Raw genomic sequence first — 23121 nt, 5'->3', positions numbered from 1 at the left:
GCATGAAAATTGCGATCAGGATGATCACCGGGATCGGCACGCCGAGGAACCACAGAAGTAATGAGCGCATGGTGTTCTCCTTGAATTAACGAACGTAGGTTTCGGTTTCGACGTACACCACGGCATCGCGGCGACGGCCACCAAAGGTTGCAGCGAAGCTGGCAAAGAAGGCGCCGATCAACAGGGCGACAAAGGTCCACAGCGAGGTATAAGCGGCGACTTTGGCGGCCGTTTCAGCGGCTTGCTTGGCCTTGAGCTTGGCGTCTTCGACGGCTTTACGCGCGTCGCCGTAGACTTTGTCGATACGCGCTTCGGCATCGGCCTGGCTGAGGTTGGTGCGCTGGCTGATCAACTGGGCCAGGTAGGCACGGTCTTCAGCGGCGAGTTGGCCGTCGTTGCTCAGGGTGCGGGTAAAAATGCGCGCAACCACGCCATGGGCAGCGTCATCACTGACGGCAACCGGGCGATCGTCACGAAACAGGCTGTCGACGTAGTAGTCAAAATCGCCGCCGTTGACGCCTTTGGCTGCGCTGCCTGCGGCCTGGGTGATACCGCTGGCCGCACCGGCTGCCACGCTGGCACCGGCTTTCACGCCGCCGGTGACCACACTGCTGACCGAACCGACCACCAGCACGGCAGTGATCAGCGTGGCGACGGCCCAGGCCAGGAAACCATGGGCGGTGTCGCGAAAGTACACTTCATCGCCATGCATATTGGCCCACTTCACCCGCAACCGGCCGGCGATGTAACCCCCCAGGCCCGAGGCGACGATCTGGGTAAAGGCCAGCCAGACAATCGTGGAAATGCCAAGCCCCTTGGCGCTGATGCCGCTGTCGGCCCACGGCGACACCGCCGAGAAACCCAGGCCGAAGCCCAGCAATACCAGAATCAGGGATAACGCAGCCGCCGCAGCGGCCCCGGCAAAGATAGCCCCCCAGGAAACCCCGGAGCGCGCGCTCGACTCTTGCAGCGTGGATGACGATGTGATCATTGTTATGGTGCTCCCGGCAGGAAAAATAGTGTTACAAGTCTCAAAAGGGACAGTGCAGGCAGCATGCCAGTCGCGCTTAAAATTAAATCCGTTGTATTTCAACAGGTTAAGTAAATTGAACTTGCCTGAACCATGCAACTTGCAAGAAATGATTGTTGCAGGCGGGCGTAATGCATTCCCTGTGGGAGGAGATTGCTCCCCGGCCGGTACCCGTCATGAAAGTTGTGTCAGTTTTGCCAACATGAAGTTTTATTTAGGAAGCGTTCAGCCGTTTCTTGGCAAAATGCCCCCACTTCTAGTGTGAATCGCTCACCAGGTAATCCTATGACCCGCATTTTGACCATCGAGGATGACGCCGTAACGGCCCGCGAGATCGTCGCCGAGCTGAGTAGCCATGGACTGGACGTAGATTGGGTGGACAACGGCCGCGAAGGCCTGGTCCGCGCCGTGAGTGGTGATTACGATCTGATCACCCTCGACCGCATGCTGCCGGAACTCGACGGCCTGGCCATCGTCACCACCCTGCGCACCATCGGCGTATCGACGCCGATCCTGATGATCAGCGCCCTCTCCGACGTCGACGAGCGCGTGCGTGGCCTGCGCGCCGGCGGTGATGACTACCTGACCAAGCCTTTCGCCTCCGACGAAATGGCCGCCCGCGTCGAAGTGCTGCTGCGCCGCAAAAGCACGGTCAAGGAATTCGAAACCGCCCTGCGCGTGGCCGACCTGGAACTGAACCTGATCAGCCGCGAAGCCAGCCGTGCCGACCAGCCCCTGAGCCTGCTGCCCACCGAATACAAACTGCTGGAATTCCTGATGCGCAACACCGGGCAGATCCTGTCGCGGATGATGATCTTCGAGGAAGTCTGGGGCTATCACTTCGACCCGGGCACCAACCTGATCGACGTGCACATCGGCCGCCTGCGCAAGAAAATCGATCCACCGGGCCTCCCGCCGCTGATCCGCACGGTACGAGGTTCCGGTTATGTCATTGCTGAACCCCTCTAAGGGCTGGCGCTCATCCAGCAGCCGCTTGCTGGCGCTGTACAGTTCGTTGTTCGTGGCCTGGAGCTGCATCCTCATGGGGGTGCTGTATTACGAGGTCTCGGGTTACCTGAGTGACCTGTCGCGCCATTCGCTGATGCAACGCCAGCACCTGTTCCAGCGCTTCGACGGCGAAGAACTGGTGGAAGCGTTGACCACCAGCATGACCTTCGACATGAAGGGCGTGGACGCCTACGGCCTGTTCGATGAGCAGTTCCGCCCCTTGAGTGGGCCGATCCGCGCGATTCCCCCCGACCTGCCGCTGGACGGCAAGATCCACGCCCTGGCCAATTGCGTCGACTCCGACGACCCCAAACTGCCCAAGGACAGCTGCGACGCCGTCGCCAGCCATACCGACGACGGCCGCTGGCTGGTACTGGTGCGCGCCAATGGCTCGCTGTTCGGGGTGACGCGGATCATCTGGCATGCCCTGCTATGGGCGCTGTCCCTGACCATTATCCCCGGCGCCGCCGGCTGGCATCTGTTGCGTCGCCGCCCGCTGCGCCGGATCCGCGGGATCCAGGCCAGCGCCGAAGCCATCGTCGCCGGCGACCTCACCCACCGCTTGCCGCTGTCCAACCGGCGTGACGAACTGGACATGCTCGCGGCCATCGTCAACGCCATGCTCGATCGCATCGAGAAGCTGATGAACGAGGTCAAGGGCGTGTGCGACAACATCGCCCACGACCTGCGCACCCCATTGACCCGCCTGCGCGCGCAGCTCTACCGCATCCGCCAGGAGGCCGAGCAGGACTCCGGCTACGCGGTGAAACTGGACGACGCCATCGCCGAGACCGACACCCTGATGGCGCGCTTTCGCGGGCTGCTGCGTATCTCCGAGCTGGAAGACCACCAGCGCCGTTCCGGTTTCCTGGTCATGGACCCGCTGCCGCTGCTGCGCGAGTTGCATGACTTCTACCTGCCCCTGGCCGAGGAAGGCGAATTGCAGTTGCGACTCGAAGTCCCCGAGTCCCTGCCATGGATCACCGGCGACCGCGCCCTGTTGTTCGAAGCCCTGGCCAACCTGCTGAGCAACTCCATCAAGTTCTCTCCAGCGGGCGGCGCAGTGATCCTGCGGGGACTCAACGATGCCGGCAGCACGCGCATCGAAGTGCACGACTCCGGGCCCGGCATACCGGCGGCGGAACGCGATGCGGTGTTCCAGCGCTTTTATCGGGTGGATGAAGGCGACCAGCAAGGCGGGTTTGGGTTGGGTTTGTCGATCGTGGCGGCGATCATCAACCTGCATGGGTTCAAGCTGGAAGTCGGCACCAGCGAGCAAGGCGGCGCGCGCCTGGTGCTGGAGTGTCGCCAGCAACTGATGCCCGAAGCCTGATCCATAAGCCAGTGAGGTCAAACTAGGGGGGCTTGCCCCAATGCCAGTCAGTTAAGGAGGAACACTGTAACTGTGGTGAGCGGGTTTGCTGTGGTGAGCGGGCTTGTCGAATCGTCGCACCGCCCGCGCTGGGCTGCGAAGCAGCCCCAATCAGGCTCCCTGTGTTCTGTCAGGTAAACCGCAGCGCCTGGTTTTGGGTCTGCTGCGCAGCCCAACGCGGGCGGTGCGACGATTCGACAAGCCCGCTCACCACAGGGCAACTCGCCAGTCTCTGAAAGTTGTGAAGATAGCTATCGCCCCTCCCACATTAGTCTTGCATTGCCTGGTAGAACGAATCAGGCCGGGAAGTTGGCGCGCAACGCCTCGACCCCGCCTTTGTACATCCCGGCAAACAGCTCTTCCACCGCCGCCTCCGTAGTACCCGCCGCCGGGGTAAACACACCGGACCAGGTCACTTTCGCCGACGAATCACTCAACGCCTCAACCTGCACGGTCGCAAGATAGGCACTCACCGGAAACGGCGACTCTTCAATGGTGTAGCTGTAAGTACGCCCGACGTTATCGAAGGTCTGCAAACGCTCGACGATCACACCGCCGTCGGCGGTCGTCAGATGGCGCACGCGGCCACCTTCACCGGGCTCGCTCTTGGCGATAAACGGAAGCCAGTCCGGCAGGCTGTTGAAGCCACCCACCAAGTGCCAGACCGTCTCGGCCGATACCGGGATTTCAATCACTGCAGATGCTGTTGGCACGCTAAATCTCCAAAAGTCGTAGGAAAACGTCGTGCACAGCCTGCCACGCCCCGGACTTCAATGCATCAATTCCCGCAAGCGATGCCACGCCATTCCCAACGCCAGCAGCGGCGAGCGCAACGCCTTGCCGCCGGGAAAGGTCATGTGCGGCACCTGGCTGAAAATATCCAGGCCCTGGCTGTGGCCCGCGTGTATGCCTTCGGCCAGCAGCCGCGCGCACCAGTGGGTCACGTTGAGCCCATGCCCGGAATAGCCCTGGGCGTAGAACACGTTCGGGTATTGCTTGAGCCGCCCGACCTGGGGGAAACGGTTGGCGGTGATGCCGATCCTGCCGCCCCACTGGAACGCGATGGCGGTGTCGGCCAATTGCGGGAACACCTTGAGCATCTTGGGCTGCATATAGGCCGCGATGTCTTTGGGATCGCGCCCCGAGTAATGGCAGGCGCCGCCGAACAACAGGCGACGGTCGGCGGACAACCGGTAGTAATCCAGGCCGACTTTCTGGTCGCACAGCGCCAGGTTCTGCGGGATCAACTGATTGGCCTGTGCAACCGACAGCGGTTCGGTGGCGATGATGTAGCTGCCCGCCGGCAGCACCTTGCCGCTCAGGCGCGGTTCCAGTTCCTCCAGGTGCGCATTGCAGGCCAATACCAGGCTGGCCGCGCGTACCGTGCCGCCAGCACAACGCACCTGCACCGTGTCGCCGTGGATCAGTTCCAGCACTTCGGTGTGCTCAAAGATCCGCACCCCAAGGGACTCGGCCACCTGCGCCTCGCCGAGCACCAGGTTCAGCGGGTGCAGGTGCCCGGAGCCCATGTCCACCAAGGCGCCGGCATACTGCGTCGAATCCACTACGTCGCGGATGTCCTGCGGGCCCACCAGGCGGGTTTCATGCACATAACCCAGGCGCGCCAGGCTGTCCTGCTCGCCCTTGAACGCAGCGAACTGCGCCGGGGTGTTGGCCAGCTCGGCAAATCCCCAGCGCAAGTCGCAGTCGATCCCATGCTCGCGAATGCGCTCGCCCACCAGGGCCACCGACTCGATCCCGGCCCGTTCCAGGTAACGCACGCCCTCCTCGCCCACGTACTTGGCGAACCCCGACACATCGTGGCCGATCCCGCGAATCAACTGCCCGCCATTGCGCCCGCTGGCGCCCCAGCCGATACGCCGGGCCTCCAGCAGGATCACCGAGAGCCCGCGTTGGGCCAGTTCGATAGCGGTGTTGACCCCGGTAAAACCAACGCCGATCACACAGACATCGGCGCTCAGGTCGGCGCCCAGTGCCGGGCGCTCCGGCATGGCATTCGCCGACGCAAGGTAGTAGGAACGGGCGTGGTCGCTGGATGGGATCATTTGTTGGTCTTCACTTTGCTCCAGGCGCGCGTCATCAGGCGCATGGTCGCCGGGGTCGGCGTGGTGGAAATATAGAGTTTGTCGAGCACGGCCTGGGACGGGTACACCTCGGGGTTGTTCACCAGTTCCGGGGCCATGAACGCCTTCGCCGCCGGGTTGGCATTGGCGTAACCGACCGAGGCGCTGACCTTGGCGATCACTTCAGGGTCGAGCAGGTAGTTGATGAAGGCATGGGCCTCTTTCGGGTGACTCGCATCGGCCGGGATCGCCAGCAGGTCGAACCACAGGTTGGAGCCTTCCTTGGGAATCGAGTAGGCGATATTCACGCCGTTCCTGGCTTCCTTGGCGCGGTTGGCGGCCTGGAATACATCACCGGAATAACCGAACGCCACGCAGATATCGCCGTTGGCCAGGTCCGAAATGTACTTGGAGGAATGGAAGTAGGTGATGTACGGCCGCAGCGTCAACAGCTTGGCCTCGGCCTGCTGGTAGTCCTCGGGGTTCTCACTGCGCGGGTCCTTGCCCATGTAGTTGAGGATCGCCGGGAACAGCTCATCCGCCGAGTCGAGGAAGGCCACGCCGCACTGGTTGAGCTTCTTGAGATTCTCCGGTTCGAACAGCACCGCCCAGGAATCGATATGATCGATACCCAACACCTGCTTGACCTTGTCGACGTTGTAGCCGATGCCGTTGGTACCCCACAGGTACGGCACCGAGTGCGCATTGCCCGGGTCGTTTTTCTCCAGCAGCTTGAGCAGCTTGGGGTCGAGGTTCTTGAAGTTGGGCAACTGCGAACGGTCGAGCTTGAGGAACGCGCCGGCCTTTACCTGGCGCGCCAGGAAGTGGTTGGACGGCACCACCACGTCATAGCCGGTGCGACCGGCGAGCAACTTGCCCTCCAGGGTTTCGTTGGAATCGAACACGTCGTAGATCACCTTGATCCCGGTCTTGGCCTGGAAATCCGCCAGGGTGGTCTCGCCGATATAGTCGGTCCAGTTGTAGACGCTCACCGTCGGCGCGGCTTGGCCGGCACCGCTGAACGCGGCCACCAGGGCCAGCGGAAGAAGCTTGTTCACAAGACGCATATCGACACCCCTTTTGTGTTTTTTAGACGCTCAACAGCAGGAACTCACGCTCCCAGGAACTGATCACCCGCTTGAAATTCTCGTGCTCGGCGCGCTTGACCGCGACGTAGCCGCGCACGAACTTGTCGCCCAGGTACTGCTTGACCGTGTCGCAGTCCTCCATCCGCGCCAGGGCGTCTTCGAGGGTGAACGGCAGGCGCAGGTTGCGGCGCTCATAGGCGCGGCCTTCTACCGGGGCGCTGGGTTCGATCTGTTCGATCATCCCCAGGTAGCCACACAGCAGGCTGGCGGCAATGGCCAGGTAGGGATTGGCATCGGCGCCCGGCAGACGGTTTTCCACGCGCATCGCATCCGGGCTCGAGGTGGGCACGCGCAGGCCGACGGTACGGTTTTCTTCGCCCCACTCCACATTGACCGGCGCCGAGGTGTCCGGCAGGAAGCGGCGGAACGAATTCACGTTGGGCGCGAACATCGGCAACAGCTTGGGGATGTACTTCTGCAGGCCGCCGATATGGTGCAGGAACAGCGGGCTCATGTTGCCGTCGGCGTCGACAAACACCGGCTTGCCTGTGGCGATCTCCACCACGCTCTGGTGCAGGTGCATGGCGCTGCCGGGCTCGTCGGCCACCGGCTTGGCCATGAAGGTGGCGGCCACATTGTGCTTGAGCGCGGCTTCGCGCAGGGTGCGTTTGAACACGGTGATCTGGTCGGCCAGGTCGAGGGCATCGCCGTGGCGGAAGTTGATTTCCATCTGCGCCGGGCCGTCTTCATGGATCAGCGTATCGAGGTCCAGGCCCTGGGCTTCGCACCAGTCGTAGACGTCTTCGAACAGCGGGTCGAACTCGTTGGCCGCATCGATGGAGAACGACTGGCGCCCGGTTTCGGCACGGCCGGACCGGCCAATCGGGGTTTTCAGCGGCAGGTCCGGGTCTTCGCAGCGCTGGGTCAGGTAGAACTCCATTTCCGGCGCGACAATCGGCTGCCAGCCCCGGTCGGTGTAAAGCTGCAGGACTTTCTTCAGCACGTTGCGCGGCGACAGTTCGATGGGGTTGCCATGCTTGTCGAAGGTGTCGTGGATCACAATCGCGGTGGGCTCGATGGCCCACGGCACCACGTAGGTCGCGTTGGCCACCGGGCGGCAGACCATATCGATGTCGGCCGGGTCCAGCAGGTCGTAGTAGATCTCGTCGTCGACAAAGTCCCCGGTTACCGTTTGCAGCAACACACTCTCCGGCAGGCGCATGCCTCGCTCATGCAGGAACTTGTTGGTGGGCGCAATCTTGCCGCGTGCGATGCCAGTCAAGTCACTGATCACGCATTCGACTTCGGTAATCTTGTGTTCTTTCAGCCAGGCGGACAGCTGATCGAAGGGGGCGTTCATAAGGACCTCATCATGGGGTGGGTGCTGCGCCGGCTTGTACTCGCGGCGCATTGAGGTCTATCTTGGGCCAGCCTTCACAGGCCATCTATCCACTTTGCACGCAGCACAACGCACCAATAGAGTGCGCACGGATCACCCATGACCCAGGCAACCGCTTTGCGCGTACAGGCCTTCACCACCGCTGATGTGGCCGCCCAATGCCGTGCGACACCCGGTTGGGTGCAGCAGTACCAGCAGATGTCCCCGGGGCATTTTGCCGGGCGCGTCCGCTACCTCGACCTGCACGGTGTGCAGGTGTACGAAGAGAGCATGAACACCCGTGTGGAGCAGCACTTCAACGCACCGCCGGGCGCGCTGGCGTTCTGTTTCGATGGCAGCGACAACGCGCTGTATCTGCTCAATGGCGAAAGCCGCAACACCTGGATCACCCCGGAAAACTACCGCGAAGTGGCGGTGGTGTTCGGGCCGCAATTCGTGCAGCGCCACGGCCTGGATGTGGAGACGCTGGAAGGCCTGTTCATGGCGCCGCTGACCTGCCAGCAGAACGCGCTGTTCAGCCGCTGGCTGAGTGGCACCCTGACGCGCTTGTCCACGGTCATCGACCCCGTTTCCCTCACTCAGCAACTGCTCGACGACTGCCTGTTCATCCTCGACAACGCCTGCGTGTGCCTGGATCGCAGCTCATTGCAAAAGCGCAGTGAAGAACGCCGGTTGATGGCGCGCATAGGCGAGTGGGCGGCGGATGCGCCGGACGAAACCGTCAACCTGTTGGAACTGGCGCGGATTGCCGGCGTACCGCTGCGCCAGTTGCAACAAGGGTTCAAGACCTACACCGGGATGAGCCCGGCGCAGTGGTTGCGCCTGCGCCGGTTGAACGGGGCACGGCGGGAATTGTTGAGCGGTGCCGGAACGACCGTGGCCGAGGTGGCGATGAATTGGTCGTTCTGGCATTTGGGGCGGTTCTCTAACAGCTATCGAGCGTTGTTCAAAGAGCTGCCGAGCGAAACCCTCAAGCACTCACTTTGAAATGCATCTGAAAATGTGGGAGGGGGCTTGCCCCGATGGCGATGGGTCAGTCAACATCTCTGTATCTGAACTACCGCAATCGGGGTGTAGAACCGTAGACATCGTTTACATCTGAAACCGGGGACATCGTTTACACATTTGAGGCCTGGACGCGGGTCATACCTCGTCCAAGCCTCCCCAAGGGATAATCACACAGGTACAAATCCCAAGCTTCATCTTCAGCTTCTTTGAGCCCTATCCTTTCCCCGGACAGCGCCTCGCTGATAAATACCAACTTGCCGTTCCACTTGATCGATCCGTCCTGCCTGACGCTTCGAACTTTCATTTCTGCCGGATATTCCACATCGGGCAAGCATCCTGGATAAATTCGGGTGGACGGCACATACAAGTCTCCCGGACGTTTCATGCCGAGCGCTTCGTGAGGGCGTACGTAATTAAACTCATGCCTGAAATGCTCCAGCAAAAGCTGCTGCTCGACTAAGTTTTTCCCTAAGGGCAACTCAAGTTTCAAGCTACGGTGCATTCGTTCATGGCGACCATTCTGGGCGGGTCTTCCCGGCATGGTTCGCTCGGGATAAATACCCAGCCGAATCCACCAAACTGCCAGTGTGGATATTCTTGCCAGGCCAGGAGAGGCGAACGGTACCCCGTTGTCCGAACGGATAACTTCCGGCATGCCGTACTCCTGAAAAAGCCTCTCAAAGGCCTGTTTTACAGGCTGGGTCATGATCTTGGGATGGGCCCTGCACGCTAAAATCAGCCGCGACGCATGGTCTGTGACGGTCAAAGGGAAGCACATCTGAGCATTAAGCATCTTGAACTGCCCTTTGTAGTCAGCACACCACGTCTTGTTAGGTTCGTCGGCCTTTCGCATTTGTGCGTGGGAAATGCTGTGTCGGCGTTTGAAGCGCCGCTTTTTGACGAGCCCAAGTCGGTCAAGCCATTGACCGGCCGTACTTGGAGAGGGCCAGGTGACGGAGGGATCTTCCAGCCGTAATAGCTCGAGAAGCTTTTTCGGCCCCCATTTATCGTGAGCCTCCTTCATCGCGACTACACGGGCCAAAATCTCGTCGTCGGTTTTATTTGGGCTGTTGTGAGGTCGCCGGGACAGTTCGGATAAAGACCTCAAATCGCCGTCGTGCCGGGCAATCCACTTATCGACGGTAGGTCGGCTAACGTCAAAGCGGCGTGCCAACTGGCTTTTGGTGAAGTTGCCAGAAAGCCAATCAGCTACCAGCTTGATTCTTTGATTCATGGGGGACTCTTGGTTCCAGGGCATGATCAGTTACCTCCTGATCATGCGTATTAGCCTGTAAACCATGTCCCCGGTTAGAAATGTAAACGATGTCCCCGGTTTGTACCGGGTGTAGCCCCCTCCCACATTGAATTGCATTTCAAGGTTGGGATTTTAGGAAGGTTGAGATTAGTTGGTTAACCCGCTCCGCCGCCTCCAACTGCACCATATGCCCCTGCCCCGGCAGAATCTCCACCTGGGCCTCCAGCCCCTGGGCATGGCCGGCCGGGATGATTGCATCGTCACTGCCCCAGATCACCAGGCTCGGTTGCTGCCCCACTACGTTGCGCAAATCCAGGCGCTGGCGCCCATCCTCAAACAACTGGCCATTGAGCTGACGAAGCGCCTGGTCCACCCCTTCCAACCGCTTGAACTTGAGCATGTCCTCCAGCATCTGCCGCGTCACCAGCGCCGGGTCGCTGAACAGTTGCATCAGTTGCGGCTTGAGCGCGTTACGGTTATTGGCTTCGGTGAAACCTTGCAAGTAATCGCCATTGATGTCCGCACCCAGCCCGGCGCTGGCGATCAGGGTCAGCGAGGCAACGCGCGCCGGCGCCTGGCCGGCAAGCGTCAGGCTGACCAAGCCGCCCATGGAGTGCCCGGCCAGGTGCACGCGCTCGAGCTTGAGGTGATCGAGCAAGGCCAGCACGGCCTGGCTCAGCTCCTCGGCGTCACCGGTTTGCAGATGCTTGCCAGACTCGCCATGCCCCGGCAAATCCACGGCGATCACCCGGCGCTCGGCGGCCAGGGCCGGTTGGTTGAACAGCCAGTTGTTCAAGTCGCCGCCAAAGCCATGCACCAGCACCAGCGGCGTACCGCCGTCGCCCAGGTCGAGATAGCGCAGCAAGCGCCCGCCCACCTCGACCTTCTGCGCACTCGGCCCGGTGGCTTCGGCTTCGGCGCTGCTTGAGACGAACCCGGCGTTGAAGCTTTCGATCACCGCATCGATCTCCGCCTCGCTGGCCTCACCTTCCACCACGATCCCCAGCAGCGCGCCCACCGGCAAGGTCTCGTCGCTCAGCGCCAGCACGCGGCGCAGCACACCACTGAACGGCGCCTCGACACTGCTGGAGATCTTGTCGGTCTCGACGTCCAGCACTTCCTCGCCCTTCTCCACCCGGTCGCCGGGCTGCTTGAGCCAGACGTCGATGCGGCCTTCGGTCATCGACAGCCCCCACTTGGGCATGGTCAAGGTATGGATCATGCGGCGTTCCTCTTGTCGGCGATCTTCAGCACCGCGGCCTCGATCTTCGCGGCGTTGGGGATGTACAGGTCTTCCAGCGCATCGGAAAACGGCACCGGCGTGTGCGGCGCGGTGACCATCTCGATCGGCGCACGCAGGAACGAGAAGCCCTGCTGGGCCACCAACGCACTGATGTCGGTGGCGATGGAACAGCGCGGGTTGGACTCGTCGATCACCACCAGGCGCCCGGTTTTCTCCACGCTCTCGAGGATGCTGTCTTCGTCCAGCGGGCTGGTGGTGCGCAGGTCCAGCACTTCGCAGTCGATGCCCTGGCGTGCCAGGTTGGCGGCGGCTTCCAGGGCGATATGCACCATGCGGCCGTAGGTCACCAGGGTCACGTCGCGGCCTTCGCGCACAAAGTTGGCTTCGCCGAACGGCACGGTGTACAGCTCTTCCGGCACCTCACCTTGGAGGCTGTAGAGCATCTTGTGTTCGAGGAAGATCACCGGGTCGTTGTCGCGGATCGCCTGGATCAGCATGCCCTTGGCGTCATACGGCGTGGCCGGGCACACCACCTTGAGGCCGGGAATGTGCGTCCACATCGAGGTGAGCATCTGCGAATGCTGGGCGGCGGCGCGCAGGCCGGCACCGTACATGGCGCGCACCACCAGCGGCGTGGTGGTCTTGCCGCCGAACATGTAGCGAAACTTGGCGGCCTGGTTGAGCAACTGGTCGAGGCAGCAGCCGATAAAGTCGACGAACATCAATTCGCACACCGGGCGCATGCCACGGGTGGCGGCGCCGACGGCCATGCCGACGTAGCCGACTTCGGACAACGGCGCATCGAGTACGCGGTCCGGAAACTCCGGGTACAGGCCCTTGGTCACGCCGAGCACACCGCCCCAGGCGTCCTGCTCGCCGGGGGAACCGGTGCCGCCGGAGACGTCCTGGCCGATAATGAACACGCTCTGGTCGCGGCGCATTTCCTGGGCCAGGGCTTCGTTGATTGCCTGCTGATAGCTGATTTTGCGAGCCATGAAATTCTCTCCGAGTCTTGTAGTTATTAGCGGTAGGCGACGTAGACATCACTGAGCAGGTCGGCGGCCTGGGGCTTGGGATCGGACTTGGCCAGGCGCACGGCGTCGTCGATCAACTGCGCGACCTCGCCGTCGATACGTTCGAATTGGGCCGCGTCAAGCCAGCCTTCGGCATTGCAGCGCTGGCGGAACAGTGCGAGGCAGTCGTGGGATTCGCGCAGGTTCTTCACCTCGTCCGGGCCACGATAGGTTTGTGCATCGCCTTCGAAGTGGCCGTAGAAGCGACTCAGCTTGACTTCCACCAAGGTCGGCCCGTCGCCTTTGCGTGCACGCTCCACGGCCACGCCCAACGCCGCGTGTACGGCAAAGAAGTCATTGCCATCGACAATCACCCCCGGCATGCCGAAGCCCACCGCCCGCTCGGCAATGTCCTTGCACGCCACCGACCAGCCGGAACCGGTGGCCTCGGCATAGCCGTTGTTCTCGGCAACGAACAGGCACGGCAGTTTCATGATCGACGCCAGGTTCATCGCCTCGAACACCGCGCCCTCGTTGGAGCCGCCGTCGCCGAAAAATGCGACCGCCACGCCCTGGCTGCCCTTGAGCTTGGAGGCCAGCGCGGCGCCCGCCGCCAACGGCGCACCCGCCCCGACAATGCCGTTGGCGCCGAGCATGCCCTTCTCCTGGTCGGCGATGTGCATGGAGCCGCCCTTGCCTCCGCACACGCCGGTTTTCTTGCCGTAGATCTCGGCCATCATGCCGAACACATCCACGCCCTTGGCGATGCAATGGCCATGGCCACGGTGGTTTGAGGCGATGCAATCTTCATCGTTGAGGTGGGCCATGACCCCCGCTGCGCTGGCTTCCTGGCCGGCATACAGGTGCACGAAACCGGGGATCTCGCCGGTGGCGAATTCAACATGCAGGCGTTCTTCGAAATCACGGATGGTGCGCATCACGGTGTAGGCATGCAGCAATTGATCGGTGGACAGGTGGGTGGACATCTTGTTGTTCTCCAGGTTGTCTCGACACACAAAAGGCTGGCTGCGGCCAGCTGCAAGCGGTTCAGCACAGCCTGTGCCAAGGTGCGATGAAACCTGGCAAAGCCTTGATCCAGAGCAGTGCCGTGCGGTTGTGCCGGGACGGTATGCCTGTGCAGAATGAGACGGTGCATTGCACTGTGCAGGCGGCGTCTCGGCCGGAATGAGACGCCACGTCTCACGCGGGGCTGTTGGTCAGGTCGCCCTTGTCCCCTCGCGCCCACGGGCGCTTAATGGCGGGCATAACAACAAAGATCGAGAACCGGAGGCCTTATGCTCGCCGCGAACTCCAGGGAGCACGTCGACTGCGTCAGTCGCGTGGTCCGCAATGCCGATCGCCTGCCCCAGGCGCCGGTGCCGTCGCTGATTTTCGATTCATGGCGGCGTTCCATGGAACAACACCACCTCGACCCCGGCTCGCTGCAGGGGCCACGCATCCTTACCGAACCCTTGCTCAAGGAATGCCGCGAACGCGCCGAGCTGTTCATGCGCATCGCCGGCGAGGAAGTCGGGCAACTGCACCACCGGGTGCGCCACGCCGACTACTGCGTGATGCTCACCGACGCCCAGGGCCAGACAATCGACCACCGCGTCGACACCACCATTCGCAGCGACTGCCGCAAAGCCGGCCTGTACCTCGGCACCTGCTGGTCGGAAGCCGAGGAAGGCACCTGCGGCGTGGCCACGGTGCTGACCAGCAAGGCCGCAGTGACCGTGCACAAGCGCGACCACTTCCGCGCCGCCTTCATCAGTTTGACCTGCTCCGCCGCGCCGATCTTCGACTCCCAGGGCAACCTGCTGGGGGTGATGGATGCCTCGGCGCTCAAATCCCCGGATGACCGGCGCAGCCAGCACCTGGTGCGGCAGATGGTGGCCCAGAGTGCCCTGGCCATCGAAAACGCCTTCTTTATGCACAGCGCCCGCGAGCACTGGGTGCTCCAGGCCCACAGCACACCGGGCTACGTGGACAGCCAGCCCGACCTGCTGCTGGCCTGGGACCAGGACGGGCGCCTGCACGCGCTGAATAGCAAGGCGCGCCAGGCACTGCGCCGGCGTTTCGGCCAGGTGCCGGAGCATATCGGCGAAGTGTTCGACCTGGATGCGTTGCGCTCGGCCACCGATCAATCAACCCAACACCTGCAATGGCTGGGCGAGCCTGGCATGCTGCACGTGCGGGTCAACGCGCCGCGCCGCAAACCGTCACGGCCCGTTGCGCACACCCAGGTCGACCCACGGGTGGAAGAACACCTGCGCCTGGCCGTGCGCGTCAAGGACCGCAACCTGCCGGTGCTGGTGCAGGGGGAAACCGGCGCCGGCAAGGAAGTGTTCGCCCGCCAGCTGCACGAACGCAGCGCCCGGCGAACAGGGCCCTTTGTGGCGGTGAACTGCGCGGCGATCCCCGAGAACCTGATTGAAAGCGAGCTGTTCGGCTACGTGGCCGGGGCCTTTACCGGTGCGTCCAGCAAAGGCATGCCGGGGCTGTTGGTGCAGGCCGATGGCGGCACCCTGTTCCTCGATGAAATCGGCGATATGCCGCTGGCGTTGCAGACGCGCCTGCTGCGGGTGATGGCCGAGGGTGAAGTCGCGCCCCTGGGCGGGGCCAAGACCCGCACGGTAGACATTCAGGTGATCTGCGCCAGCCACCGCGACCTGGCCGTGCTGGTCGGCGACGGGCGCTTTCGCGAAGACCTGTACTTCCGCCTCGGCTGCGCACGCTTCTACCTGCCGCCGCTGCGCGAGCGTAGCGACAAGCTGGCATTGATCAACCGGCTGGTGGAGCAGCAAGCACGCGGCAGCGGCGTCTCGGTCGGCATCGGCCAAGCCGCGCTGGAACGCCTGCTGGGCTATGCCTGGCCGGGCAATGTGCGCCAGCTGCACCACGCGCTGGCGTATGCCTGTGCGGTATGTGAAGGCGGCACCATCCAGTTGGCGGACTTGCCGGTGGAAGTGCGTGGGGAGCAGGTTTCGCCAGCCGCGGAACCTAGCGTGAGCCCGGAACGCCAGGTGGTACTGGACGCGTTGATCCGGCATCGCTGGAAGCCGTTGCCGACGGCGCAGGCGTTGGGCATTTCCCGAGCCACCCTCTACCGCCGAGTCAACCAACTGGGCATCGACATGCCCGGCAAGCACTGACACAACGGGGGTCAACAATGTGGGAGGTGCTTGCCCCCTCCCACATTTAATACCGTCGGCCTTGGGAGATCAGCGGTAAACCAGCCCGCCATCGATCAACGGCGCCTGCCCGGTCATGTAATCCGCGTCCGGTCCCGCCAGGTAGGCCACCAACCCCGCCACATCCTCCGGCGTTTGCGCACGGCCCAAGGCAATCCCATCCACGTACTTCTTATACGTCGCACCCACTTCAGCCCCGGTAATCTCGGCCATGCGCTTGTCGATCTCCACCCACATATCGGTGCCCACTACGCCCGGGCAGTAGGCGTTGATCGTGATCCCGGCGCTCGCCAGTTCCTTGGCCGCCGCCTGGGTCAAGGCGCGCACGGCGAACTTGGTGGCCGAGTACACGCCCAGCAGCGCGAAGCCTTCGTGGCCGGCGATGGAGCAGGCATTGATGATCTTGCCCTTCTGTTTGAGCGCCTTGAATTTCCTGCCGGCAGCCTGGATGCCCCACAACACGCCCTGCACATTGATGCCCAGGGTGCGCTCGACCTGTTCCGGGCTGACGTCCAGCAGCGCGTCGATCTGCGCGACCCCGGCGTTGTTGACGATAATGTCGAAGCCGCCGAGGGTCTGGTGTGCGTGTTCGACCGCCGCCACCACCTGGTCGCGCTTGGACACGTCGGCGATAAACACCGAGGCCTTGCGCCCCAGGGCCACGACTTCGGCGGCCACGGCTTCGAGCTTGGCGCCATTGATGTCGACCAGGGCGATGTCGGCACCGTCCTGTGCCAGGCGCAGGGCGATGGCCCGACCAATGCCCTGCCCGGCGCCAGTCACCAGCGCAACTTTTCCAGCGATACTCATGACAATCTCCTGCAACGATGAGAGAACGTTGTCTATCGCAGGTACGCGCACGGGCTGTCGAGGCGCAACGGGTTTGGCATAGGCGTTGAGACGCCCTGTCTCAGCGCACGCCCGTGTACCGAACGCTTGTAAAACCTGGCCGTTATGCCTAGCTTATGCGCCCCCCGCCCTGCGCTTTAAGGCCCTCCCCCATGGTTTTGCGTTTTCGTCCTGTCGTCAGTACACGTTTCGCCCTCGGCCTGCTGCTCAGCGGCGGGATCGGCAACAGTTGGGCGGCACAACTCGAGCTGCCGGCGGTGCAGGTCCAGGGCGAGGACGCGTCAGGCTATCGCGCAGACACCGCCTCGGTCGGCGGCTTCAACGAGGCGCCGCTGCTGGACACCCCGGCCTCGATCACAGTGATCAATGCCGCGTTGATCAAGGACCAGCAAGCGCGCCTGCTCAGTGAGGTGCTGCGCAACGACGCCTCGGTGGGCGACAGCTACGCCCCCATCGGCTACTACGAGAATTTCGTGGTGCGCGGTTTCTCGCTGAATGCGGCGAGCAGCTACAAGATCAACGGGCGCACCATCACCGGCGAGCAGAACGTCGCCCTGGAAAACAAGCAGCAGGTGGAAGTGCTCAAGGGCCTGGCCGGTTTGCAGAGCGGGATTTCCGAACCCAGCGGCGTGATCAACTACGTGACCAAGCGCCCGGAAGATGTGCGCTCGGTGACGGTGTCCACCGATGACCGCGGCAGTGGCTATATCGCCACCGATGTGGGTGGCTGGTTTGGCAGCGAGCAGCAATTCGGCCTGCGCGCCAACGTCGCCCATGAAGACCTTAATTCCTATGTGGGGCACGCCAACGGCCAGCGCGACTTCGTGTCCCTGGCCTTCGACTGGAACATCAGCCCCGACGCGGTGCTGCAACTGGACGCGGAATACCAGAACAAGCAACAGCGCTCGGTACCGGGCTACCAGTTGCTGGGCGGCACCGAGGTGCCCCACGATGCCTCGCCGAAAAAACTGCTGGGCCACCAGAGCGGCTCCAGGCAGGTCGGCATCGATTCGCTGAACCTCAACGGCACCTTCGAATACCGCTTCAGCGACCAGTGGAAAGGCAGCGTCAGCGCCGCGCGCAGCAAGGTGGTGATCGATGACTACAGTTCGTTTGCCTGGGGCGGCGACACCAACGGTGTCGGCAACCACTTTACGCCCGCAGGCAACTACGACGTCTACGACTACCGCAGCCCCGACGATACCCGCCGTGACGATGAAGTCCAGGCGGCGATGACCGGCCTGTTCGACACCGCCGGCATCGGCCATGAACTGACCTTCGGCACCAGCGCGTTTCGCCGGGTGATCGACAAGCGCAAGTCCGTCAACGAGTACATCGGCACGGCCAATATCGACGCTGACGCGCCGACGTTCACGCCCACCGACAAGCCGTTGAACGACAGCCATCGCACCCTCGACAGCCGCCAGTACGGCCTGTTCGTCACCGACCGCATCCGCTTCAACGAGCAATGGCAAACCATCCTCGGTGGCCGCGAAGTGCGCCTGGATGAAAAAGCCTTCGACGGTGTCACTGGCAACCAGGCCCGCCATACCCAGCAATACGTGTTTCTGCCCCAGGCGGCATTGATCTACAAACCCGTAGAAAATATCTCGCTGTACACCAGTTACAGCAAAGGCCTGTCCCTGGGCGGCACTGCGCCGTGGTTTGCCAGCAACGCCGATGAAACCCTGGCCCCTACCACCTCGCGGCAAATCGAGGCCGGGGTGAAATACGACTGGCGCCGCATCAGCTTCGCCGCCGCTGTGTTCCAGACACGCCAGGCCTACCAGTACGCCAGGCCGGATGGCGCCGCTACCTTTACCTATGTGCAACAGGGCGAGCAGAAGAACACCGGCGTGGAGTTGTCGGCCAACGGCTGGGCCACCGACCGCCTGCAGATTTCCACCAGCGTGGCGGCGATTCGTGCACGGGTAAGCGGCAGCGGCACACCGGAATACGAAGACCACCAGGCGATCAACGTGCCGAAGCTGCGCGCCAGTGTGTACGCCGATTATGCGTTGCCGTGGGTCAATGGCCTGGCGGTGCTCGGCGGCGTGCAATACAGCGCCAAGAAGTACGCCAACCGCAGCGGCAATGTGGAGGTGGGGGATTATGCGGTGGTCAACGTCGGCAGCCGCTACACCACCAAGGTCGACGGCTACGAGACGGTGCTGCGCCTGAGCGTCGACAACCTGTTCGACAAGCGCTACTGGCGCGACGCGGGCGAGTACATGGGCGATGACTATCTGTTCCAGGGCGCGCCGCTGACGGCGCGCCTGAGTGCTTCGGTGAACTTCTGACACTTACTGCTGTGGCGAGCGGGCTTGGCGAATCGTCGCACCGCCCGCGTTGGGGTGCGAAGCGCCCCTGATGAAGACGAATGGGGTATATCAGGCACTCCTCTGCGCCTGGTTTTGGGGCTGCTGCGCAGCCCAGCGCGGGACAAGCCCGCTCACCACAAAAGAGCCGTCTTCAACCTTTCTTATTTAGGCATCTTGCGAAACCCTACCGCGAGGCGATTCCAGCTGTTGATGGTGGCGATGGCCACGCTCAGGTCGACTTGCTCCTGGGGGCTGAACTCGGCGGCGAGCGCCGTGAAGTCTGCGTCCGGCGCGTGGGTCTGGCTCAGCAGCGTCAGGCTCTCGGTCCAGGCCAATGCCGCGCGCTCACGCGGGGTGAAGAACGGCGTTTCGCGCCAGGCCGACAGGGTGTACAGGCGACGCTCGGTCTCGCCGCCCTTGCGGGCATCGGCGGTGTGCATGTCCAGGCAGAACGCACAGCCGTTGATCTGCGACACACGCAGGCGTATCAGTTCCAGCAGTGGCAGCTCGATGGAGAGTTTGCCGACGGCGGCTTCCAGGGCGAGCATGGCTTTCATGGCGTCTGGGGAAGCGGTGTAGAAATCGGTACGGGCTTGCATGCGGAACTCCGGAACGGTGGGAAGTGGTGGCTAGGTTAGCCACCGGGCCATACGGGAGAAATAGCCAATTACGAGGAAGAACAGGTGACCAATGGTGCGATCAACCTGGTAATGGAATCACCCGCAACGGTCGCACCGACTTATAGGAAAAACTCGAATAAATCTCCTTGACGCACGGCAGCGTCTGCAACACCTCCCGCGCAAACTCGCCGAACGACTCCAGGTCCTTCGCCACCACTTCCAGCAGAAAGTCATAGCGCCCCGATACGTTATGACAGGCCACGATTTCCGGAATATCCAACAGGCGTTGCTCGAACGCCCGGGCGATTTCCTGGGTGTGGCTCTCCATCATGATGCTGACAAACGCCGTCACCCCATACCCCAGCGCCTTGGGCGAGAGGATCGCCTGGTAGCCGCTGATCACCCCGCTTTCCTCCAGGTTCCTGACCCGTCGCCAGCACGGTGAAGTGGTCAGGGACACGCGCTCGGCCAGCTCGGCCACGGTTAAACGGGCATTGCCTTGCAGGGCGTTTAATAACGCTTTGTCGGTGCGATCCAGCGTGATGGGCATGACGTGCCTCTGTTTATTGTTTTTAGCGAGTTTTCATCCCAGGACAAGGGATTTCTCGGCAAAGTTTGGAAAATCCAGCCGTAGTTATAAGCATAGCATTGTAGGAAATAAGGAGCGCCCGACATGAACACTAAACACAATGCATTCGGCTTTTCCACCCGTGCCATCCACCACGGCTACGACCCCAAGGACCACCACGGCGCACTCGTGCCGCCGATCTACCTGTCGGCCACGTTTGCCTTTCCCACTGCCGAATACGGCGCCGCCTGTTTTGCCGGTGAGGCCGGCGGCCATTTCTATACGCGCATTTCCAACCCGACCCTGGCGCTGCTGGAGTCCCGCATGGCCAGCCTGGAAAACGGCGAAGCGGCGGTGGCGTTCAGTTCGGGCATGGGCGCGATTGCCGCGACGTTCTGGACCCTGCTGCGCCCAGGCGATGAGGTGATCGTCAGCCAGACGCTCTACGGCTGCACCTTCGCCCTGCTGCATCACGGTATCGGCGAATTCGGCATCAAGGTGCGTCACGTGGACCTCACCGACCTGGCGGCCCTGCAAGCGGCACTCAGCCCCGCCACCCGCATGGTCTACTGCGAAACCCCGGCCAATCCCACCCTGCAACTGGTGGACATCGCCGCCGTGGCCGCCCTCGCCCATCAACAGCCGAACGTGACCGTGGTGGTGGATAACACCTACTGCACGCCGTACCTGCAACGGCCCCTGGAACTGGGCGCCGATGTGGTGGTGCACTCGGCCACCAAGTACCTCAGCGGCCATGGCGACATCACCGCCGGCATTGCCGTGAGCAACCAGGCCCTGGCCCAGCGCATTCGCCTGCAAGGCCTCAAGGACTTGACCGGCGCGGTGATGTCGCCCCAGGACGCCTCCCTGTTGATGCGCGGCCTGAAGACGTTGGCCCTGCGCATGGACCGCCATTGCAGCAACGCCCAGGCCGTGGCCGAAGCCTTGCAGGCGCATCCCGCCGTGGAGTGGGTGACGTATCCGGGGCTGCGCAGCTTCGCGCAATACGCATTGGCGGCGCGGCAGATGAGCCAGGCCGGCGGCATGATCGCCTTCGAACTCAAGGGCGGGATCGACAGCGGACGACGCTTCATGAATGCCCTCAAGCTGTTCACCCGCGCGGTCAGCCTGGGCGACGCCGAGTCACTGGCCCAGCACCCGGCGAGCATGACCCATAGCACCTACACCCCTGAAGAACGCGCGCATCACGGTATCAGCGAAGGCCTGGTGCGTTTATCGGTGGGGCTTGAGGACGTCGCCGACCTGTTGGCGGACGTGCAGCAAGCGTTGGCCAAGTGCACCCGCGCCGTGCCGCGCCAAACGCTCAAGCCTCTCGCGCCTTCACCTTCAAATGCCGCGCATACCAAGGCCGCTTCGGCACGCGCTTGAACAGGCCCTGCAACAGGTGCTCGTCCTCGCCAAAGGTAATGCGCAAGGCGAGCTTCATGGTCTCCGGGTCCATCTCCATCGACCGGCCCATCTGCAACCCCGGGGTGGTGCTGCAACCGTGGGTGTCCGGGCCCAGCCACGGGTCGCCGACTTCGACCCAGCGTCCCGCTGCGAACCAGGCCACGCCGTTGACGTCCAGGCGTCTGACTTCGCCGGGGTTGAAGCGTTCGTGGGCGCGGTACCAGTCTTCGATACGGTCGTCGATCCAGCCGTGGAAGTGCCAGAACACCGGGTTTACATGGGATGAAAACGGGTCGCCGAGGAAGTCGTTTTCTGCCGCGTACCAGCGAGGGGCAAAGTCTGCCGGGTCGCGGGCCAAGGGTACCGGCGCGCCGTTGGACGGGTCGCGGGGCACCGAGGCCCAGCGCATGTGCAGCCAGTCGTGCAGGCCCAGTTCCATTTCGGAGCCGAGTTGGCCCAAGGTCAGTTTGGCCAGGTAGCGCGGGTCGCGGTACTGCGATTCCCAGACCTGGAAGTTGCTGTGGTAGGTCTCGGCGGCCTTGATGTCGCTGACCCACTGGGTGTATTCGCTGTCGTCCGGGGCTGACCAGGTGGGCGGCAGCGCGAAGCCGTCGTGGTTGTCGAAGTAACGCAGGAAACCCAAGCGGTCGCGCTCCAGCGCCGGTTGCGGTTCGGGGAATACAGGCCACGAGGGCAGATCCTGCATGGAACGCGCGGTGCCGAGCATATGCCGGTGCATGAAGAAGAAATCGATGCCCGAGCCGTTGCGGTCTTTGTGTTTGCCACGGGCGTCACGCTCCTTGCCGCGCGGGCCGGGTTGCCAGCCGATGCCGCGCAGGGCGTCGCGTTTTTCTTCGGAGAGTTTGTGCCATTGGTCACGGGTGGCGTGCCACAGCTGGTGAAACAGGCGGTGCTCCGGAGCAATCAGCCAGGCCAGCAGGGTCGGGTTAAGGCCGATGCGTTGGCGGGCTTCGGGAAACAGCTGTTTGTGGGCGATAAAGCGGTTGTCACGTTCGGTCAAGGCCAGGGGCCGATCCAGGTCGAGGATGTGCCCGCTGAGGGTGCCGCTGCCGGCGTTGGCGAAGTCGGCCCAGACTTCATCGAGGGTCATCTTGAACTCATAGGCGGGCCTGCCGTCGAGGGCATCGCGGTCGATCAGGCGCCAGTAGAGCAAGGCGCCCTCGCCCGTCAGCAGGTCACCGAGCACGCGGTAGCGCGGTTCGCCTTCGCCGCGCAGGTTGGCAGCGGTGTCCAGGTAGCCGCGCAGGCCACGGCCACGGGGGGCGATGTCGAGCAGCAGTTCCAGGCCTTGCAGCGGCAGGCCCTTGAGGCCGGCGTCGCGGCCTTCCAGGCGCAGGCTCCACACCCCGCGCAAGGTGTTGGCCAGGTGCTGCCCGGCGGTGTCGGCCAGGTCCACGGTGGCTTCGCCGGGAGTGATGGGCAATTCTTCTTCGCGCGTCAACTCGCGATGGGCATAGAAGGCGGCAGGCACAGCCGCGCCGGTCAGCGCCAGGCCTGCGATGAACCCACGTCGAGAGATGGTCATTGTCTACCTTAGGAAACGGCTTTATCAGAGCTAGAACGTTTGCAGGCCGGGGAAATTTACCGCCCTGCCCGTGCCGCCTAAATTTCTCCGCGCACCACTCGTTCTTCCCTGAT

19 protein-coding genes are annotated in these 23121 nt (G+C 62.9%); 6 read left to right on the top strand and 13 right to left on the bottom strand.

The genetic code is table 11. From position 1 onward, the window contains the following. Positions 1–85: 85 nt before the first annotated feature. The gene (locus tag BLW22_RS11450) at positions 86–991 is read right to left on the bottom strand and encodes a hypothetical protein (protein ID WP_065927953.1); all 906 of its coding nucleotides are present in this window, start codon (positions 989–991) and stop codon (positions 86–88) included. A gap of 324 nt (positions 992–1315) precedes the next feature. Between BLW22_RS11450 and BLW22_RS11445 the strand changes: the two genes are divergently transcribed. Then, complete coding sequence (locus tag BLW22_RS11445) at positions 1316–1999, top strand: response regulator transcription factor (protein WP_027606536.1); 684 nt, start codon at positions 1316–1318, stop codon at positions 1997–1999. Next, positions 1977–3371 carry a sensor histidine kinase gene (locus tag BLW22_RS11440; protein WP_065927954.1) on the top strand — a complete coding sequence of 465 codons (1395 nt, stop codon included), beginning with the start codon at positions 1977–1979 and terminating at the stop codon, positions 3369–3371. The genes BLW22_RS11445 and BLW22_RS11440 overlap by 23 nt, the downstream gene beginning before the upstream one ends. A gap of 335 nt (positions 3372–3706) precedes the next feature. Here BLW22_RS11440 and BLW22_RS11435 read toward each other — a convergent pair whose 3' ends face one another. The 4 genes from BLW22_RS11435 to BLW22_RS11420 are packed head-to-tail and all read right to left on the bottom strand — an operon-like array spanning position 3707 to position 7942. Beyond that, positions 3707–4123 (bottom strand): SRPBCC family protein, encoded by a 417-nt coding sequence (locus tag BLW22_RS11435; protein ID WP_065927955.1) that lies wholly within the window; start codon positions 4121–4123, stop codon positions 3707–3709. A gap of 57 nt (positions 4124–4180) precedes the next feature. After that, positions 4181–5476 carry an NAD(P)/FAD-dependent oxidoreductase gene (locus BLW22_RS11430; RefSeq protein WP_074846351.1) on the bottom strand — a complete coding sequence of 432 codons (1296 nt, stop codon included), beginning with the start codon at positions 5474–5476 and terminating at the stop codon, positions 4181–4183. Continuing rightward, the gene (locus tag BLW22_RS11425) at positions 5473–6561 is read right to left on the bottom strand and encodes a polyamine ABC transporter substrate-binding protein (protein ID WP_027606540.1); all 1089 of its coding nucleotides are present in this window, start codon (positions 6559–6561) and stop codon (positions 5473–5475) included. The genes BLW22_RS11430 and BLW22_RS11425 overlap by 4 nt, the downstream gene beginning before the upstream one ends. Before the next feature lie 22 nt (positions 6562–6583). After that, a complete protein-coding gene (locus tag BLW22_RS11420) occupies positions 6584–7942 on the bottom strand; it encodes a glutamine synthetase family protein (RefSeq protein ID WP_065927979.1) in 1359 nt (452 codons plus the stop codon). Between the two features lie 138 nt (positions 7943–8080). Between BLW22_RS11420 and BLW22_RS11415 the strand changes: the two genes are divergently transcribed. Next, positions 8081–8968, top strand: coding sequence for a helix-turn-helix domain-containing protein (locus BLW22_RS11415; protein ID WP_065927958.1), 888 nt, complete (start codon positions 8081–8083; stop codon positions 8966–8968). Positions 8969–9098: 130 nt separating this feature from the next. Here BLW22_RS11415 and BLW22_RS11410 read toward each other — a convergent pair whose 3' ends face one another. The 4 genes from BLW22_RS11410 to BLW22_RS11395 all read right to left on the bottom strand — a co-directional run bounded on the left by BLW22_RS11410 (position 9099) and on the right by BLW22_RS11395 (position 13486). Further along, positions 9099–10247 carry an integrase core domain-containing protein gene (locus BLW22_RS11410; protein ID WP_065924691.1) on the bottom strand — a complete coding sequence of 383 codons (1149 nt, stop codon included), beginning with the start codon at positions 10245–10247 and terminating at the stop codon, positions 9099–9101. Positions 10248–10362: 115 nt separating this feature from the next. After that, positions 10363–11466, bottom strand: coding sequence for an acetoin dehydrogenase dihydrolipoyllysine-residue acetyltransferase subunit (locus tag BLW22_RS11405; protein WP_074846348.1), 1104 nt, complete (start codon positions 11464–11466; stop codon positions 10363–10365). Then, the gene (locus BLW22_RS11400) at positions 11463–12482 is read right to left on the bottom strand and encodes an alpha-ketoacid dehydrogenase subunit beta (protein ID WP_027606544.1); all 1020 of its coding nucleotides are present in this window, start codon (positions 12480–12482) and stop codon (positions 11463–11465) included. Before BLW22_RS11400 ends, BLW22_RS11405 begins: the two co-directional genes overlap by 4 nt. A 26-nt stretch (positions 12483–12508) precedes the next feature. Continuing rightward, the gene (locus BLW22_RS11395) at positions 12509–13486 is read right to left on the bottom strand and encodes a thiamine pyrophosphate-dependent dehydrogenase E1 component subunit alpha (protein WP_065927960.1); all 978 of its coding nucleotides are present in this window, start codon (positions 13484–13486) and stop codon (positions 12509–12511) included. A 309-nt stretch (positions 13487–13795) separates the two neighbouring features. Here BLW22_RS11395 and BLW22_RS11390 point away from each other — a divergent pair, with 309 nt between their 5' ends. After that, positions 13796–15655 carry a sigma-54-dependent Fis family transcriptional regulator gene (locus BLW22_RS11390; protein ID WP_074846345.1) on the top strand — a complete coding sequence of 620 codons (1860 nt, stop codon included), beginning with the start codon at positions 13796–13798 and terminating at the stop codon, positions 15653–15655. A gap of 69 nt (positions 15656–15724) precedes the next feature. Here BLW22_RS11390 and BLW22_RS11385 read toward each other — a convergent pair whose 3' ends face one another. Beyond that, positions 15725–16504 carry an acetoin reductase gene (locus BLW22_RS11385; RefSeq protein WP_074846342.1) on the bottom strand — a complete coding sequence of 260 codons (780 nt, stop codon included), beginning with the start codon at positions 16502–16504 and terminating at the stop codon, positions 15725–15727. 191 nt (positions 16505–16695) lie between these two features. On the opposite strand from BLW22_RS11385, the gene BLW22_RS11380 reads away from it, so the two are divergent. Continuing rightward, positions 16696–18843, top strand: coding sequence for a TonB-dependent siderophore receptor (locus BLW22_RS11380; RefSeq protein WP_074846340.1), 2148 nt, complete (start codon positions 16696–16698; stop codon positions 18841–18843). 182 nt (positions 18844–19025) lie between these two features. Here the strand turns inward: BLW22_RS11380 and BLW22_RS11375 are convergent, their stop codons facing one another. Beyond that, positions 19026–19463, bottom strand: coding sequence for a carboxymuconolactone decarboxylase family protein (locus BLW22_RS11375; protein ID WP_065947716.1), 438 nt, complete (start codon positions 19461–19463; stop codon positions 19026–19028). A 100-nt stretch (positions 19464–19563) separates the two neighbouring features. Continuing rightward, positions 19564–20034: an Lrp/AsnC family transcriptional regulator gene (locus BLW22_RS11370; protein ID WP_065927964.1), complete on the bottom strand. Its 471-nt coding sequence runs from the start codon at positions 20032–20034 to the stop codon at positions 19564–19566. Between the two features lie 123 nt (positions 20035–20157). On the opposite strand from BLW22_RS11370, the gene BLW22_RS11365 reads away from it, so the two are divergent. Next, a complete protein-coding gene (locus tag BLW22_RS11365; protein ID WP_235865584.1) occupies positions 20158–21441 on the top strand; it encodes a methionine gamma-lyase in 1284 nt (427 codons plus the stop codon). On the opposite strand, the gene pvdP is transcribed toward BLW22_RS11365, so the two are convergent. Beyond that, on the bottom strand, positions 21377–23008 hold the full coding sequence (pvdP, locus tag BLW22_RS11360) for a pyoverdine maturation tyrosinase PvdP (protein WP_074846338.1): 1632 nt from the start codon (positions 23006–23008) through the stop codon (positions 21377–21379). The genes BLW22_RS11365 and pvdP overlap by 65 nt on opposite strands. Between the last annotated feature and the right edge of the window lie 113 nt (positions 23009–23121).

This window comes from Pseudomonas marginalis, assembly GCF_900105325.1.
Taxonomy (GTDB): Bacteria; Pseudomonadota; Gammaproteobacteria; order Pseudomonadales; family Pseudomonadaceae; genus Aquipseudomonas; species Aquipseudomonas marginalis.
The sequence above is the reverse complement of the archived record's forward strand: the minus strand, read 5'-3'. Positions and strand labels throughout refer to the sequence as shown.

Coding starts and splice junctions, on each gene's coding strand:
- BLW22_RS11415 (WP_065927958.1), top strand. CDS start 8,081: ATGACCCAGGCAACCGCTTTGCGCGTACAGGCCTTCACCACCGCTGAT.
- BLW22_RS11390 (WP_074846345.1), top strand. CDS start 13,796: ATGCTCGCCGCGAACTCCAGGGAGCACGTCGACTGCGTCAGTCGCGTG.
- BLW22_RS11365 (WP_235865584.1), top strand. CDS start 20,158: ATGAACACTAAACACAATGCATTCGGCTTTTCCACCCGTGCCATCCAC.
- BLW22_RS11395 (WP_065927960.1), bottom strand. CDS start 13,486: ATGTCCACCCACCTGTCCACCGATCAATTGCTGCATGCCTACACCGTG.
- BLW22_RS11385 (WP_074846342.1), bottom strand. CDS start 16,504: ATGAGTATCGCTGGAAAAGTTGCGCTGGTGACTGGCGCCGGGCAGGGC.
- BLW22_RS11425 (WP_027606540.1), bottom strand. CDS start 6,561: ATGCGTCTTGTGAACAAGCTTCTTCCGCTGGCCCTGGTGGCCGCGTTC.
- BLW22_RS11410 (WP_065924691.1), bottom strand. CDS start 10,247: ATGCCCTGGAACCAAGAGTCCCCCATGAATCAAAGAATCAAGCTGGTA.
- BLW22_RS11445 (WP_027606536.1), top strand. CDS start 1,316: ATGACCCGCATTTTGACCATCGAGGATGACGCCGTAACGGCCCGCGAG.
- BLW22_RS11380 (WP_074846340.1), top strand. CDS start 16,696: ATGGTTTTGCGTTTTCGTCCTGTCGTCAGTACACGTTTCGCCCTCGGC.
- BLW22_RS11375 (WP_065947716.1), bottom strand. CDS start 19,463: ATGCAAGCCCGTACCGATTTCTACACCGCTTCCCCAGACGCCATGAAA.
- pvdP (WP_074846338.1), bottom strand. CDS start 23,008: ATGACCATCTCTCGACGTGGGTTCATCGCAGGCCTGGCGCTGACCGGC.
- BLW22_RS11405 (WP_074846348.1), bottom strand. CDS start 11,466: ATGATCCATACCTTGACCATGCCCAAGTGGGGGCTGTCGATGACCGAA.
- BLW22_RS11440 (WP_065927954.1), top strand. CDS start 1,977: ATGTCATTGCTGAACCCCTCTAAGGGCTGGCGCTCATCCAGCAGCCGC.
- BLW22_RS11370 (WP_065927964.1), bottom strand. CDS start 20,034: ATGCCCATCACGCTGGATCGCACCGACAAAGCGTTATTAAACGCCCTG.
- BLW22_RS11430 (WP_074846351.1), bottom strand. CDS start 5,476: ATGATCCCATCCAGCGACCACGCCCGTTCCTACTACCTTGCGTCGGCG.
- BLW22_RS11450 (WP_065927953.1), bottom strand. CDS start 991: ATGATCACATCGTCATCCACGCTGCAAGAGTCGAGCGCGCGCTCCGGG.
- BLW22_RS11400 (WP_027606544.1), bottom strand. CDS start 12,482: ATGGCTCGCAAAATCAGCTATCAGCAGGCAATCAACGAAGCCCTGGCC.
- BLW22_RS11420 (WP_065927979.1), bottom strand. CDS start 7,942: ATGAACGCCCCCTTCGATCAGCTGTCCGCCTGGCTGAAAGAACACAAG.